The 15,308-nt window shown below is 68.6% G+C and carries 12 protein-coding genes, 1 tRNA gene and 1 pseudogene; 6 read left to right on the top strand and 8 right to left on the bottom strand.

Going from position 1 to position 15,308, the window contains the following annotated elements; genetic code table 11:
* Positions 1-156: 156 nt before the first annotated feature.
* The gene (gene arfB, locus KIK06_RS03715) at positions 157-606 is read right to left on the bottom strand and encodes an alternative ribosome rescue aminoacyl-tRNA hydrolase ArfB (protein ID WP_017597196.1); all 450 of its coding nucleotides are present in this window, start codon (positions 604-606) and stop codon (positions 157-159) included.
* Between the two features lie 40 nt (positions 607-646).
* Positions 647-3,442 (bottom strand): DNA polymerase I, encoded by a 2,796-nt coding sequence (polA, locus tag KIK06_RS03710; RefSeq protein ID WP_442789735.1) that lies wholly within the window; start codon positions 3,440-3,442, stop codon positions 647-649.
* 108 nt (positions 3,443-3,550) lie between these two features.
* On the opposite strand from polA, the gene KIK06_RS03705 reads away from it, so the two are divergent.
* Positions 3,551-3,982: a PaaI family thioesterase gene (locus KIK06_RS03705; RefSeq protein WP_268641902.1), complete on the top strand. Its 432-nt coding sequence runs from the start codon at positions 3,551-3,553 to the stop codon at positions 3,980-3,982.
* A 389-nt stretch (positions 3,983-4,371) separates the two neighbouring features.
* Positions 4,372-5,619, top strand: coding sequence for an ABC transporter substrate-binding protein (locus KIK06_RS03700; RefSeq protein ID WP_268641901.1), 1,248 nt, complete (start codon positions 4,372-4,374; stop codon positions 5,617-5,619).
* A gap of 522 nt (positions 5,620-6,141) precedes the next feature.
* Here the strand turns inward: KIK06_RS03700 and KIK06_RS03695 are convergent.
* From KIK06_RS03695 to KIK06_RS03675, 5 genes are all read right to left on the bottom strand, one after another.
* Positions 6,142-6,987 (bottom strand): ABC transporter ATP-binding protein, encoded by an 846-nt coding sequence (locus tag KIK06_RS03695; protein ID WP_017597192.1) that lies wholly within the window; start codon positions 6,985-6,987, stop codon positions 6,142-6,144.
* Positions 6,980-7,861: an ABC transporter ATP-binding protein gene (locus KIK06_RS03690; protein WP_268641900.1), complete on the bottom strand. Its 882-nt coding sequence runs from the start codon at positions 7,859-7,861 to the stop codon at positions 6,980-6,982. Before KIK06_RS03690 ends, KIK06_RS03695 begins: the two co-directional genes overlap by 8 nt.
* Positions 7,851-8,840: a branched-chain amino acid ABC transporter permease gene (locus KIK06_RS03685; RefSeq protein ID WP_017597190.1), complete on the bottom strand. Its 990-nt coding sequence runs from the start codon at positions 8,838-8,840 to the stop codon at positions 7,851-7,853. Before KIK06_RS03685 ends, KIK06_RS03690 begins: the two co-directional genes overlap by 11 nt.
* Before the next feature lie 12 nt (positions 8,841-8,852).
* The gene (locus tag KIK06_RS03680) at positions 8,853-10,415 is read right to left on the bottom strand and encodes a branched-chain amino acid ABC transporter permease (protein ID WP_268641899.1); all 1,563 of its coding nucleotides are present in this window, start codon (positions 10,413-10,415) and stop codon (positions 8,853-8,855) included.
* A gap of 322 nt (positions 10,416-10,737) precedes the next feature.
* Positions 10,738-11,307, bottom strand: a complete 570-nt coding sequence (locus tag KIK06_RS03675; protein ID WP_017597188.1) for an ANTAR domain-containing response regulator — start codon at positions 11,305-11,307, stop codon at positions 10,738-10,740.
* Between the two features lie 161 nt (positions 11,308-11,468).
* Between KIK06_RS03675 and KIK06_RS03670 the strand changes: the two genes are divergently transcribed.
* The 4 genes and pseudogenes from KIK06_RS03670 to KIK06_RS03660 all read left to right on the top strand — a co-directional run bounded on the left by KIK06_RS03670 (position 11,469) and on the right by KIK06_RS03660 (position 13,624).
* Positions 11,469-11,541, top strand: a tRNA-Leu gene (locus KIK06_RS03670).
* Positions 11,542-11,635: 94 nt separating this feature from the next.
* Positions 11,636-11,755 (top strand): annotated as a pseudogene (locus tag KIK06_RS29220) (helix-turn-helix domain-containing protein); the annotation flags it as partial.
* Positions 11,756-12,121: 366 nt separating this feature from the next.
* Entirely contained in the window at positions 12,122-12,445 is a 324-nt protein-coding gene (locus tag KIK06_RS29215; protein WP_327084691.1) for an LAGLIDADG family homing endonuclease, read from the top strand.
* A 216-nt stretch (positions 12,446-12,661) separates the two neighbouring features.
* A complete protein-coding gene (locus KIK06_RS03660) occupies positions 12,662-13,624 on the top strand; it encodes a DUF1266 domain-containing protein (protein ID WP_268641897.1) in 963 nt (320 codons plus the stop codon).
* A gap of 128 nt (positions 13,625-13,752) precedes the next feature.
* Here the strand turns inward: KIK06_RS03660 and pyk are convergent, their stop codons facing one another.
* A complete protein-coding gene (gene pyk, locus KIK06_RS03655; RefSeq protein WP_017597185.1) occupies positions 13,753-15,186 on the bottom strand; it encodes a pyruvate kinase in 1,434 nt (477 codons plus the stop codon).
* Positions 15,187-15,308: the final 122 nt, after the last annotated feature.

Genomic DNA, 15,308 nt, shown 5'->3' with positions numbered 1-15,308 from the left:
CCGCCAACCCGACGAAGGTCACGTTGGCCGCAATTTACCCGAGCATGGTGGTCAAGATCAACTACACGCCGCCCCATGTCCGAGGGGGTGCCCCGCGGCCCCGCCCCGTGGCGAGGCGTAGCGTCGCGAGTCAGGAAAATTCCCGAAAACAGGGCTTTAGTCCAACGGGGGACGCGAACGCGAACGCTTCACGTCACCGCGCCGCCGCTTGGCGTCCAGGCGCCGCTGGCGGGAGGCCCTGCTCGGCCGCGTCGCCCGGCGCTTGCGGGCGGGCGGCGCCATCGCCTCGGCCAGCAGGGCGGCCATCCGCTCCCGCGCCTCGGCCCGGTTGCGCGTCTGGGACCGGTGCGTCTGCACCGACACCGTCAACACCCCGTCGACCAGGCGTCCCGACAACCGCTCCAGGGCGCGCTGACGGCGCGTCTGCCCGAGCGCCCGGCACGACGCGACGTCGAGCGACAGCGACACCCGCGTGTCCGACGTGTTGACGTGCTGCCCGCCCGGCCCCGAGGACCGGGAGAAGCGCCACACCAGGGCGTCGGCGGGAACGGTGACCGAACCCACGGTCAACCCGCCCGCCACGGAGGATCCCCCCGTGTCCGTCACCGTTCCCACCTCCCATGTCCCAGGGGCGCGACCCGCGCGCCTAGTGCGCGGCGTCGTGCCAGTTCTGCCCGCTGCCGACCGACACGGCCAGCGGGACACGCAGATCGTACGCCGTGCCCATCTCGTGCGTCACGAGGTTTTCCACCCGCTCACGCTCACCCGGAGCGACCTCCACCACGAGTTCGTCGTGCACCTGGAGCAGCACCCTCGACGCGAGTCCGCCCTCGGTCAGCGCCGCGTCCACCTGGAGCATCGCCACCTTGATGATGTCGGCGGCCGACCCCTGGATCGGAGCGTTGAGCGCCATGCGCTCCGCCATCTCCCTGCGCTGACGGTTGTCACTGGTCAGGTCCGGCAGGTACCGGCGCCGCCCCAGGATCGTCTCCGTGTACCCGGCCCTGCGCGCGTCGTCCACCACCGACCGCAGGTAGTCGCGCACCCCGCCGAACCGCTCGAAGTAGTCCTCCATCAACTTCTTCGCCTCGTCCGGGGCGATCCCCAGCTGCTGCGACAGCCCGTACGCGCTCAGCCCGTAGGCCAGGCCGTAGCTCATCGCCTTGATCTTCGACCGCGCCTCACCGTCCACCTCGTCGACCCCGATGCGAAACACCTGCGCCGCCATGTGCGCGTGGAAGTCGTAGCCGCTGTTGAAGGCGTCGATCAGCGCCCGCTCACCCGACAGGTGCGCCATGATCCGCAACTCGATCTGGCTGTAGTCGGCGGTGAGCAGCTCCTCGAATCCCTCACCCACCACGAACGCCCGCCGGATGCGCCGACCCACGTCCGTGCGCACCGGAATGTTCTGCAGGTTGGGATCGGTCGAACTCAGCCGCCCGGTCGCCGCCACCGTCTGGTTGAACGTCGTGTGGATGCGACCGTCGTCGGAGACGGTCTTGATCAACCCCTCCACCGTCGTCCGCAGCTTGGTCTGGTCCCGGTGGTGCAACAGCACCGCCGGCAACTCGTTGTCGGTCTGCGTCGCCAGCCACGCCAGAGCGTCCGCGTCGGTGGTGTACCCCGTCTTGATCTTCTTCGTCCTGGGCAGCCCCAGCTCCTCGAACAGGACCTGCTGGAGCTGTTTGGGCGACCCCAGGTTGAACTCGCGGCCCACGATCTCGTGCGCCCGCTCCACCGCGCCGCGCGCCGAGGCCGCGAACTCGCCCTGGAGCCCCTCCAGGTACGGCAGATCGGCGGCGATTCCGGCCCGCTCCATCCGCGCCAGCACGTCCACCAGCGGCAGCTCGACCTCGTGCAGCAGGTGACTGCCGCCCCGTTTGTCCAGCTCGGCCGAGAGCACGCCCGCCAGGTCTCGGGTGGCCGCCGCCCGCACCGCCAACAACCGCTGGCGCCCACCGCCCTCCTCGGTCCCCGTCCCCAGGTCCAGGGCCATCTGCGCGCCGTCGGTGTCCTCCTCCAGCTCCCGGCCCAGGTACCTGCGGCACAGATCGGCCAGGTCGAACCGCCGCTGGCCCGGCTGCGCCAGGTAGGCCGCCAGCGCCGTGTCGCTGACCACTCCGCCCAGGGACCACCCGTGCGCCCCCAGCGCCAGCGACGCCCCCTTGTACTCGTGCACGACCTTCGGACGGTCCCGGTCGGCGAGGAACTCCGACAGCGCCGCGGTGTCGGCCGGGTCCAGCGCGGAGGGGTCCACGTACAGGGCCGCCCCACCGGGCACGCACAGCGCCAGCGCGTCGACCCGACCGCTCCCCTGGCCCCACGCCCCCTCGACCGCCACACCGGCGGGAGCCTCCCCGGTCAGCGCCTCGGGCGCCGCGTGCTCGGTGAGCCAGGCCGCCACCGCGCCCGTGTCCGCGACCGTCAGGTCGACGCAGAACCCCTCCGCCGCCGCGTCGGCCCCGCCCTCCGGCTCGCCGGAGCGGATCACCGCGTACAGACGCTCACGCAGGTTGGAGGCGAACTCCAGGTTGTCGAACAGCGCGTCGATCCCCGCGCGGTCCGCCTCTCCGATGCCCAGGTCGGCCACGTCCACGCCCAGGTCGACGTCGGTCGCCAACAGGTTCAGCCGCTGGTTGCGCAGCACGTCGTCCAGGTGGTCGCGCAGGTTCTGCCCGGCCTTGCCGGTGACCTCGTCCACGTGGGCGACCAGCTCGTCCAGCGACCCGTACTTGGCGATCCACTTCGCCGCGGTCTTGGGCCCCACCCCCGGCACGCCCGGCAGGTTGTCCGCCTTCTCCCCCACCAGGGCGGCCAGGTCCCGGTACCGCTCCGGCGGGACCGCGTACTTCTCCTCGACCGCCTCCGGAGTCATGCGCTTGAGGTCCGACAGGCTCTTGCCCGGGTACAGCACCGTGCAGTCCCTCGTCACCAGCTGGAAGGCGTCCCGGTCACCGGAGGCGATCAGCACCTCCATCCCGGCCTCGCCGCCCTGGTGGGCGAGCGTGGCGATCACGTCGTCGGCCTCGTAACCGGGAGCCGACAGGTTCGCCACCCCCATCAACCGCATGAGGTCCTGGGTGAGCGGAACCTGGGACGGGAAGCCCTCGGGCGTCTCGGACCGCCCGTCCTTGTACTCGGCGTACTCCTCGTGCCGAAACGTCGGACCCGACAGGTCCCACGCCACCGCCACGTGCGTGGGCTCCTCATCCCGCAACAGCTTGACCAGCATCGACGTGAAACCGTAGATGGCGTTGGTCGACTGTCCGGTACTCGTCCCGAACTTCTCCACGGGAAGCGCGAAGAACGCTCGGAAGGCCATCGAGTGGCCGTCCAGGAGCAGCAGGCGGGGCCGCGCGCCACCACCCGCTGAGGAGGAGGCGCCGTCCGCCGCTGCGCTGGCACGGGAATTCTGGCCGGGGGTCTCTCGCTTGGTCACCACAGGCAAATCCTAAGATGCGGACGAGACAATCCGTGGCCATCACCGGGAGATCGGTGCAGGCGCCACAGACGAACACCCCCACGGGGCATTCCACCGGAAGGCACCACCATGCCCACAGACATCGAGTCCCTGCGCGCCCAGTTCGACCAGGGCACCATCAGCATGGGAGCCCTCGCCGACCGCGTGGGCATCGAGCTCACCGAGGCCTCCGCCGAGCGCGTGGTCGGCCGGATGCCGGTGGAGGGCAACCAGCAGCCCTTCGGCCTCCTGCACGGCGGTGCCTCCTGCGTCCTGGCCGAGTCCCTCGGCTCGATCGGCTCCACCATCCACGCCGCCCAGTTCGGGCGCGTCGCGGTCGGCATCGAGATCAACGCCACCCACCACCGCGCGGCGGCCGGCGGCCACGTCACCGGTGTGGCCGTCCCCGTCCACCTCGGACGCACCCTCGCCACCTGGGAGATCACCATCACCGACGACCAGGACAAGAAGGTGTGCACCTCCCGGTTGACGTGCATGCTGCGGGAGATGCCCGGCAGCTGATCCCGCGGGCCGCACCACGCGGCACGCCGCCAGGCCCGGTCGACGACGGCGCCGCGCGCCCCACGGGGTACCGCGACCCTCGACGATCGGGCTTCGTCATGCCCGCGAACCACGACACATCGCCACCCCGCGATCACGAAACAGCGATGTCCGTCCAACGACCACAGCCCTGACGAGCTGCGATGACTACGGACCCATAACAGCATGACGGCGAGTCGGCACCAACGCCGGAACCGAGCTTCCACGCCGGGAACATACGTGATTAAGCTCCGCTAACGCTCCTGATTAAGCAATGCCACACAACGCGGGCATAACAGGACGCACAGCACTACGGCACGCCTGCGTCACGCAGCCCGTGCTTCTTCGGTTGAACGGAGTTGACCACGACCATGGCAAGCAAGAAGCTGCTCGGCCTCACAGCCGCGACCGCGGCCCTGGTACTCGGCATCAGCGCGTGTGGCAACGGTGGAGAAAGCGAAGGCGGAGAAGGCGGAGGCGGCGAGGCGTTCACCTTCGGCATCCTCTACCCCCAGACCGGTAACCTCGCCTTCCTCGGCCCGCCCCAGATCACCGCCGCCGAGTACGCCATCTCCGAGATCAACGGCGCCGGCGGCATCCTCGGCACCGAGGTCCCCACCATCATCGAGGGCGACGAGGCCGGCGACAACGCCCAGGCCAACCAGGCCGCCAACAACCTGGTCGCCGACGAGGTCAACGCCGTCATCGGCGCCGCCGCCTCCGGCATGACCCAGGCCACCTACGACACCATCACCAGCGCCAACATCGTCCAGTGCTCCGGCTCCAACACCTCCGCGGCCCTGAGCGACATCGACGACAACGGCTACTACTTCCGCACCGCGCCCAGCGACAGCCTCTCCGCCGTGGTGATGGCCCGCAAGATCGTCGAGGCCGGCAACCAGAGCGTCGCCGTCGTGGCCCGCGGTGACGACTACGGCGCCGGCTACGCCCAGAACCTGGAGGCCGAGCTGGAGGCCCTGGGAGCCGAGATCACGGTCAGCGAGACCTACGACCCCGAGGCCACCACCTTCGACTCGGTGGTCAGCAGCGTCAACGACTCAGAGCCCGACGCCGTCGCCCTCATCGCCTTCGAGGAGGGCGCCCAGGTCATCGCCCAGCTGCTGGAGAGCGGCGTCGAGGGCGAGCAGCTCTTCATCACCGACGGTCTCAACGACCCCGAGCTCGGCGAGAAGGTCAACCAGGACGACCCCGACGCCATCAACGGCGTCACCGGCGTCGCCCCCTCCGCCGACAACGCCGAGTTCTCCGAGGGGCTGACCGAGTTCAACCCGGAGCTGGAGGTCTTCCAGTTCGCCCCGCAGGTCTTCGACTGCGTCACCGTCATCGCCCTGGCCGCCGAGGCCGCCGGCAGCGTCGACCCCGCCGACTACGTGGCCGAACTGCCCAACGTCAGCCGCCCCGAGGGCACCGAGTGCGGCAGCTTCGGCGAGTGCGCCGAACTGATCGCCGACGGTGAGGACATCAACTACCAGGGCGTCAGCGGCAACATCGACTTCGACGACAACGGCGACCCGACCGCCGCCACCTTCGAGATCTTCGCCTTCGGAGACGACGGCCACGAGGTCCTCGCCTACGAGGAACACTCCCTGAACGACTAGGGAGACGCCGTCAGGCGGCTCCGGCCCCCTGACCACGCACGGCAAGCGCCCCGGGACACCCGTCCCGGGGCGCTCTGCTGTGCACGCCTCCCCACGGCCGCCACACGGCCTCGGGCGCGGCCGCAACCACGACCACGCGACGGCGCACGGCGCACGGCGCACCGGACGATCCGCGGAAACGACCGGAACCGCCACGGGCGGCCACGACCACCCACACCGTGCCCCGAGAACCATCGCCAACCCCTGACACGGCCGCACCACCACTGCGGAGCCCTCAAGGCGACCGCATCGGCCCGCCCCGTCTCCCCCACCGGCACCTCACCCGCCGGGGCCGCCCAGGCCCGTCGACGTGCACCGCACCGGACCGACACCGCCCCGGCGCCCCCGAACACCGCACACCCCGGCCGGGCACGCGAAGAAGGGCGCCGGGCACACTTCCCACACGGCGATGGGCGACCCGCCCAGGCCCCGCACACGACGAAGGGGCGGAGCCCGCAGGCCCCGCCCCCACCGACGACCGGATCAGTCCCTGGCCAGCGTCCCCAGGTACAGCTCGATCACGTTCGGGTCGGTCAACAGGTCCCGACCCGACCCCGTGTACGCGTTACGGCCCTGGTCCAGCACATAACCGCGATCACAGATCTGCAGACAGCGCCGGGCGTTCTGCTCCACCATGATCACCGACACACCCGTGGAGTTGACCTCCTTGACCCGCTGGAAGACCTCCTCCTGGTAGATCGGCGACAACCCCGCCGTCGGCTCGTCCAACAACAGCACCGACGGATCCATCATCAACGCACGACCCATCGCCACCATCTGGCGCTCACCGCCCGACAGCGAACCCGCCTTCGCCCTACGCCGCTCACCCAGCAACGGGAAGAGCTCCGCCACCACGGCGAACCGCTGCGCGAACGACCTCGGCCGCAGGAACGCCCCCATCTGGAGGTTCTCCTCGATCGTCAACGACGGGAACACGTTCTGCGTCTGCGGCACGTAACCCACGCCGCGCTCGACCAGACTGTGCGCCGCCAGGCCCTTGATACTCGAACCCCGCAGCGTCAGACCGCCCTCGCGCACCGGGATCAGCCCGAAGATCGTCTTGATCAGCGTCGACTTACCCGCACCGTTGGGGCCGATGATCGCCACGACCTCACCCTCGGTGAGCGTCAACGTACACCCGTTGAGGATGTTCACCCCGGGCACGTACCCGGCCACCAACTCCTTGGCCAGCAGAAGGTAGTCGTCCGGACCACCCACCTCACCGACCGCCTCGGCGCCCGCGTGCTCCAGGACCTCCTCACGGTGCCTCTCGAAGACCTCGGCCTCCGAGGGAACCTTCGCCGTTCCCAGGTCGTCCTTCTCAGTCATCACCACTCCCCCGGGCCTCGGCCGAGTCGTCCTCCTGGGCACCCAGGTAGGCGTCGATCACCTGCTGGTTCGAGCGGATGTCCGAGGGACGGCCCTCAGCGATCACCCGCCCCTGCGCCAACACGACGATCCAGTCGCTGATCCCCATGATCACGTCCATGTCGTGCTCCACGAACAGGACCGTCTTGCCCTCGTCCCGGAGCGACGTGATGTGACCCAGCAGGGACTGCACCAACGCCGGGTTCACACCCGCCATCGGCTCGTCCAGCATGATCATCGACGGATCGGTCATCAGCGCCCGAGCCATCTCCAACAGCTTGCGCTGACCGCCCGACAGCGAACCCGCCATGTCGTCGCGCTTGTCGATGAGCTTGAACCGCTCCAGCAGCTCCAGCGCCCGCCGGGTGTTCCCACGCTCCTGCCCGGCCCACACGTTCCGCAGGAAGGCGCCGGCCATCCGCTCACCGAGCTGCCCCTGCGCCCCCAACAACATGTTGTCGAGCACCGTCATGCGCGTCAGCGCCTTGGTCAGCTGGAACGTCCGCACCATCCCGGCGCGCGCGACCTTGTGGCCCGGCTTGCCGTCGATCCTGGCGCCCTCGAACGTCCACTCGCCCTGATCCACCCGGTCGAACCCGGTCAACAGGTTGAACAGCGTCGACTTGCCCGCACCGTTCGGGCCGATCAACGCCGTGATCGTCCCGCGCTGCACCTCCAGGTGCTCCACGTCGACGGCCCTGAGACCACCGAACGAACGGCGCACACCGTCAGCGACCAGGATCGGATCCGACTTACCCGAACCCGGCACCGGCTCCGCACCGGCCATCCGATCGACCCCGACACCCGCGGAGGAGTTCGTCGTCTCACTTGACATTGATCAACATCTCCTTGCGGTCGCCGATGAGACCCTGCGGCCGGAACACGATCAGCACCACCAGCAGCACACCGACGAAGGCCAACTGGATCGCACCGTAGTCCGGCCCGTCCAGGAACGGGAACCAACCCATCGAACCCATACCCCGGAGCAGGCCGTCGGTGAAGTTCATCAGGAACCAGAAGGCCATCGCCCCCAGCACCGGACCGAACACCCGACCCGCACCACCGAGCAGCAGGATCACCCACAGGAAGAACGTCACCTGCGGCTTGAACTGGTCCGGCTGGATCGACGCCTGGTACACCGCCAACATGCAACCCGCCAGAGCACCGACCAGACCGCCCAGGACCAGGATCTGCATCTTGTACGCGAACACGTTCTTGCCCAGGCTGCGGACGGCCTCCTCGTCCTCCCGGATGCCCTTGATGACACGCCCCCACGGGCTGTGCATCAGCATCCACACCAGACCGCACATCACGGCCACCAGACCCCAGGTCACCGCCAGCACCCACATGTGGTTGCCGTTGTAGGACAGGGCGCCCACACCGTAGCGCTCACCCCCGTCGAAGGGGTTCAGCACGCGGAAACCGTCCGCCAGGTTCTGCAGACCGTACACACCACCGGTCAGCGGCTCGGCGAAACCCGCCCGATAGACCAGGCGGATCACCTCCGCCGCCGCGATCGTGGTGATCGCCAGGTAGTCCGCCCGCAACCGCAGCGTCGGAATACCCAGCAGCAGCGCCAACACCAGCGCGCACAGCATCCCGACGGCGAACCCGACCAGCAGCGGCAGGTCGAACACCGCCACACTGATGCCCACACCGTAGGCACCCACCAGCATGAACCCGACCTGACCGAAGTTCAGCAGACCCGTGTACCCGAAATGCAGGTTCAGGCCGATCGCCGCCAACGCGTAGATCGCCGCGATCGGACCGAACGCCGACCGGGTCGACTCCGCGAGGATCGAAACAATGTCCATCGTCTGCCTCCCCTAGCCGACCCGCTCGCGCCGACCGAGCAGGCCCTGCGGCCTGACCAGCAGCATCAGGATCATCAGCGCCAACGCCCACGCCTGCATCATCTGGGTCGGGAACCACAGGGTCGACAGCATCGCCACCAACCCCACGGCCAAACCACCGACCATCGCACCGTAGGCCGTGCCGAGACCGCCCAGAATCACCGCGGCGAACATCAGCAACAGCAGACGGAAGCCCATCTCGTACTCCACGATCTGGTTCAGCCCGTAGAGCACACCGCCCAGGGCCGCCAGGCCACCGCCCAGCCCCCACACGTACAGCGTCACGCGGTCCACGTCGATACCCGACGACTCCGCCAGGTCCCGGTTGTCCGACACCGCGCGCATCGCCTTGCCGATCCGGGTGAACTGCAACAGGCAGGCCACCCCCACCAGCACCACCACGGCCACACCCATGACCACCAGGTCACGCGGCGGAAGCGCGATCGGCCCCAGGTCCACCGGATCCTGGATCTGGTAACCCGCGTACCGCTCACGCCCCGCCCCGAAGAGCACCAGGACCACGTGCCGCACCACCAGGGCCAGCCCGATCGAGACGATGAACATCTGGATCAGCGCCACGTTGCGATGCCGCAGCGGACGCCAGATGTAGCGCTCCATACCGGCGCCAAGGACCCCGCCCATCAGCACGGCGATCACGGCCGCGCCCCACAGGGGAACCTGCCAGCCCACCGAGTCGCCCATCACGCCGAGCACCGTCGCCAGCACGATGCCGAGGAGGATGGCCGACCACTGGGCGACGACCAGCGTCGTACGGGGAAGCCTGTCCTCGAAGAAACCGCCCAGGAGCACGGCCCCGGCCAGCCCCAGGAAGATCGCCAGGAGGGAGTTGCCCATCCCCGCCGCACCCGTGCTGAACAGCAGGGCGATCATCGCGCCGAAGGTGACCATGTCGCCGTGGGCGAAGTTGATCATCTTCGTGGTCCCGAAGATCAGCGACAGACCGATCGCGGACACCGCGATCACCAGGCCGTAGAGCAGACCCGACGCGGTGAGCTGGGCGAACCGGTCCCCGAAGGAACCGCCGCTGTCGGCACCCGTCTCGACGGAGTCGTCATCGGCCGGTGCGTCACCGCCGTCGGAGCCCTCCGCCCCCTCGCCCGAGGGAGAGGGGGAATCCTCGTCCGCGGCGCCGGCCACGTCCAGCGCGATGATCAGCGGCCGCTGATCACCCGCCTCGACCTCGGCCGTGGCCTCACCCTCGACCACGAGCGACGTCTCCCGTAGCGCGAACTCGCTGGGGATGGACTCCTGGTCCACGACCACGCGGTACTCACCCGGTCCGGGCAGCTCCGCTTCCCAATTTCCATCAGGGCCGGTCTCGGCCGCAGCGATCTCGTCCTCACCCTCGAAGACCGTGAGCAGGATGCCTTCGACACCCTGGTCCCGGTCCTGCGGGTTGAGGATCCGACCGTGCAGCGACTCACCGCCCTGTTCGTCTGCCGTCGCCGCTGGCCCGGGGATCACCAGGATGGCGGTGATCAGGGCGAGCAGCACGGTCACGAGACGTGTGCGCACGCGCGCTCCTTGCGCATCTGAGGTTGGCGGCACCGAATGCACACATTCGACACCGTTGTCCTTTGCTGTTCGGTGCGGTGAGTTTAGCCCGGTTTAGCCAGGTCATTCAGCCCTGCTTAAGCCACGTGATGCAACCGTCATCCCATCGTGCGCAACCGAGACCGAACCGGTACCTTCACCCGGTTGACCCTGAACGAGTGTCTAGTTTTCGCCGCGAACACCAGCTGATCTGCACGTTTCCACCACAGGAGGTGCGCAGGAGAACAGAAGGGGGCCGCACCCGATCGGGTGCGGCCCCCGCGAGAGGTTGGGGTCCCGGCGCTCAGCCCTGCGCGCCGCCGAGCGTCTCGACGACCGTCTCGGCGACCTTGCGCATCGTCAGCCGACGGTCCATGGAGTTCTTCTGGATCCATCGGAACGCCTCGGGCTCGCTCATGCCGTGGCGGCTCTGGAGCAGTCCCTTGGCCTGCTCGACGAGCTTGCGGGTCTCGAGACGGTCCTGGAGGCTGCTGACCTCCGACTCCAGCGCGGCCAGTTCGGCGTAGCGGGAGGTGGCCATCTCGATCGCCGGAACCAGGTCCGACTTGTTGAAGGGCTTGACCAGGTAGGCCATGGCCCCGGCCTCACGCGCCCGTTCCACCAGCTCCCGCTGGGAGAAGGCGGTGAGGATCACGACCGGGGCGATGCGCTCCCCGGCGATGCGCTCGGCGGCGGACAGGCCGTCGAGCACCGGCATCTTGATGTCGGTGATCACCAGATCGGGCTTCAGCTCCTGGGCAAGCCGGATAGCGGTCTCGCCGTCACCGGCCTCGCCGACGACGGTGTATCCGTCCTCTTCGAGCATCTCCTTGAGGTCCAGGCGGATCAGGGCCTCGTCTTCCGCGATCACCACGCGGCTCTGCGTCCTCGTCACGTACACGAGGTTACCGAGATCCGCTAGGATGCTGGACGTCGGGACCGGCAATGCGCGCCAATCGTGACGTCACTGTTGGTGAGGTAGGGTCGGCTCGATAGAGCTGCGCGGACCGATCCAGTGTCCGATTTAGGCAGAATGCCCCGATACGCCAACGGCAGAGCGAATCGTCTCAAACACGATACAGTGTGGGTTCGAATCCCACTCGGGGCACCGAGAGCCACCCGCGAGGGTGGCTTTTTCGCTGCTCGGGACCCTTCATCGCCGAGACCACCTCTGACACCAGGGAATGTCGCATGCGTGAGCAATGCTTCACCCTATGTACGCACCTCACATTCGCCGCTCAGCGGTGAACATGCTGAACTCTGGCATCTCCTATAGCGAGGTCAGTCGACGCCTCGGCATCCACCGGTCGACACTGCGCACCTGGCGAACCGACCCCTCGCTGGTCGACAAGCATCAGGACTCCACCTGCCCCCGATGCGAGCCGATACCCCGACCCCCCGCAGACGCGGAAGCCTACAGCTACCTCCTCGGCCTCTATCTGGGTGACGGTTGCATCTCGCGGACCGGTGACGGCGGCCGTGGTGTCCATCGCCTACGAATCCTCTGCTCGGACTCTTGGCCAGGCCTGATCGAACAGTGCTCGTCAAGCATGGCCAGTGTCCACCCGGGGCGTCGCGTGAACACGGCCCCGTGCACAGGCTGCACAGAGGTCTACGGAGACTGGAAGCACTGGCCATGCCTCTTCCCCCAACACGGTCCGGGGAAGAAACACCACCGGACCATCGCCTTGGCGGAATGGCAACAGGAGGTCGTCGACGCCCATCCCGAAGCGTTCGTTCGAGGACTGATCCACTCCGACGGATGTCGGATCACCAATCGGGTGCGGAGGATGGTCCAGGGCGAGTGGAAGTACTACGACTATCCCCGCTACCACTTCACCAACGTGTCCACGGACATCATCGGGATCTTCACCGCGGCCCTCGACCGGCTGGGGATCGCCTGGAAGAGCCACGTCAACAAGAAGCCGCCGCACAGGGACGCGCACATCGTGTCCATCTCCCGGAAGGCCGCCGTGACGCGGATGGACTCCTTCGTCGGCCCCAAGTACTGACCGCGATCGGGGCCCGAAGGTTCGGGCCAGAACCTTGGTATCTACCCAGCCAGTTCGACCCCACTTGGGCCTTTTGTCACTTTATGCCGGGGCAAGCGGGCTGAACCGGTCACATCACGGCCACAACCTGGGTACAACCCGTGGGTTCGGGCGCCGTTCGGGCCCCACGTCCCCGATCCTTGTTGTGCAGAGAGGTTTCCAGGAGAGGAGCAGCAGGTGCTGACCGCGGTGGCCGGGGTGATCGGCGCACTCGTCATCGGCGCCTGGGTCGTGGTGGCCTGGGGGTCCCGGCGCCGCCTGCCGTGGCTGCTGGCGCCCTTCGCGCTCCTCATCGTGCTGCTCGTCGCCCTCGACCAGCCCGGATGGTCGTTCCTGCCCGTCGTGGCCCTGGTCGTCGGCTCCTTCGCCGAGCTGGTCGTCGGGTCGCGCGAGTCGCCCGCCGTGCGGACCAAGGACCCCGAGGCCCCGCTGAGCACCGAGCGGTGGGCCGCCGCCGTCGCGGCCCCGTTCCGGGTCGCGCTCGCCGAGCCCTGGGACGTGGTGGCCCGGCCGTCGCTGCGCCGCCGCTACCGGCGGGTCCTGGACCAGCAGTGGGGCGTGATCGACCGTGAGTCCCTCCTGGCCGCGGTCGAGGAGCTCCAGGCGGAGCTGCACTCGGGCCCGTCCCTCGACCTGGTGGTCGACCTGCGCGCGGGCGTGGCGAAGTCGCGGCTGCCCCGGGAGCAGGGCGGTCACTCCACGGGGGCGACCGTGCGGTTGACCGCGGAGCAGATCGAACGGCTGCGTTCGGTGGCCGACGCTCCGGAGGCCGACGAGACGGTGATCATCGGTGCCTTCCAGTGGTGGAAGTCGGTGCATGTGATCCGTCTGGTGTGCGGTGGGGCGACGTTGGACTGGCTGAGCCCGGTGGAGACGCAGACGCTGTTGCGTCGGGTGGCCTCCGACCTGCAGCGTCGTTATTCGTCGTGGCACCAGTTGTCGGTGGCCTTCCACGCCGGGTACCTGTTGTGGCCGGAGCGCGGTGTGGAGGGTGAGCACGGGGGTGCCGACCGGGTGTGGACGGCGTTGGGGCTGTTGACGGAGGATCCGGCCAGTCCGTGGAACCTGTTGCCGTGGGACATGCCGTTGGAGCGGGTGATCTCCGAGGGCGGGGTGTCCAGCGGTCAGGAGCAGCACTAGCTCCGGATACGCGTCGGCCGCACCGGTCCTGGCCCGGATGGTCGGCGCGGCTCATTCGCCTTCCTCCGGGCCGGACCTGATGCGGCCCGTCTGCGGGCGCCTTGTGGGCGCTCCGGTGCGGCTGGGTGTTACTGGGTGTTCAGTGCGACGGCGTCGCCGAGTTTGTGGACGCGCAGGGAGTTGGTGGATCCCACGGTCCCGGGCGGGCTGCCCGCGACGATGACGACCTTGTCGCCCTTGGTGTACTCGCCGAGCTGGAGGAGTTCGGCCTCCACCTGGCGGACCATGTCGTCGGTGTTGTCGACCCACGGCACGAGGTTGGTCTCCGTGCCCCAGACGAGGGACAGCAGGCCCTGTGTGCTGGCCTCGGTGCTGAACGCCATCAGGGGGATGGGCGACCGGTAGCGGGCGAGGCGGCGCGCGGTCTCGCCGGACATGGTGAAGGCGACGAGTGCCTTGGCGCCGACGGTGGCTCCGATCTCGGCGGCGGCGCGGGCGATGGCTCCTCCGGTGGTCTCGGGCACCCGGGTGAGGATGTGCGAGGCGCGGAGGGATTCCTGTTCGGCGGCGCTGACGATGCGTGCCATGGTCTCGACGGTCTCGATCGGGTACTTTCCGACGCTGGTCTCGCCGGAGAGCATGACGGCGTCGGCGCCGTCGAGGACGGCGTTGGCGACGTCGGAGGCCTCGGCGCGGGTGGGCCGGGGGGCTCCGATCATGGATTCGAGCATCTGGGTGGCGACGATGACCGGTTTGGCCTTGTCGCGGCAGCGTTCGATGGCGCGTTTTTGCACCATGGGAACGTTTTCCAGGGGCAGTTCGACGCCGAGGTCGCCGCGGGCGACCATGACGCCGTCGAAGACCTCGATGATGTCGTGGAGGCGTTCGACGGCCTGGGGCTTTTCGATCTTGGCGATGAGGGGGACGGTGATGCCCTCGTCGTCCATGATCCGGTGGCATTCCTCGGCGTCTGCCGGGCTGCGGACGAAGGAGAGCGCGACCATGTCGACGCCGTGCTGGAGGGCCCAGCGCAGGTCGGCCTCGTCCTTGTCGGTGAGTGCGGGGACGCTGACGGCGACGCCGGGGAGGTTCAGTCCCTTGTGGTTGGAGACGGCTCCGCCGTAGACGACCCGGGTGTGGACGTCGGTGCTGGTGGTCTTGGTGCATTCCAGCACGACGCGGCCGTCGTCGATGAGGACGCGGTCGCCGGGGCGGACGTCGCCGGGGAGTCCCTTGTAGGTGGTGGAGACTCGGGTGGCGTCGCCGGGGATGTCGTCGGTGGTGATGGTGAACTCGTCGCCGGGGGCGAGTTCGTGGGGCCCGTCGGCGAAGGTGCCGAGGCGGATCTTGGGGCCCTGGAGGTCGGCGAGGACGCCGACCGATCGTTGTGCGGCCTCAGCGGCGGCTCGCACGTTGGCGAGGTTGGCGCTGTGGTCGTCGTGGGTTCCGTGGCTGAGGTTGAGTCGCGCTACGTCCAGTCCGGCGTCGACGAGCTTGCGGAGTGTCTCCGGGCTCGAGGTGGCGGGACCGAGGGTCGCGACGATTTTTGCTCGACGTGTCACGTCTCCAACTCTAGAGCGTCTGGGGGATGGAGTGGTCTAAACCAGGTTGCGAATGGACGTATGTCTGGCTGCGGTGGGGCGAACGGTGGCGGGGGTGGTGGGGCGTGGATCCGCCTGGTGGG

It is taken from the genome of Nocardiopsis sp. EMB25 (assembly GCF_026797795.1).
Taxonomy (GTDB): Bacteria; Actinomycetota; Actinomycetes; order Streptosporangiales; family Streptosporangiaceae; genus Nocardiopsis; species Nocardiopsis lucentensis.
Note: the sequence above shows the minus strand (reverse complement) of the source record. Positions and strands in the feature narration are given on the sequence as shown.

Bases quoted from the DNA above. Each gene is read 5' to 3' on its own strand.
- KIK06_RS03700 (WP_268641901.1), top strand. From the start codon at position 4,372: ATGGCAAGCAAGAAGCTGCTCGGCCTCACAGCCGCGACCGCGGCCCTG.
- KIK06_RS03690 (WP_268641900.1), bottom strand. From the start codon at position 7,861: ATGTCAAGTGAGACGACGAACTCCTCCGCGGGTGTCGGGGTCGATCGG.
- KIK06_RS03705 (WP_268641902.1), top strand. From the start codon at position 3,551: ATGCCCACAGACATCGAGTCCCTGCGCGCCCAGTTCGACCAGGGCACC.
- KIK06_RS03695 (WP_017597192.1), bottom strand. From the start codon at position 6,987: ATGACTGAGAAGGACGACCTGGGAACGGCGAAGGTTCCCTCGGAGGCC.
- KIK06_RS03685 (WP_017597190.1), bottom strand. From the start codon at position 8,840: ATGGACATTGTTTCGATCCTCGCGGAGTCGACCCGGTCGGCGTTCGGT.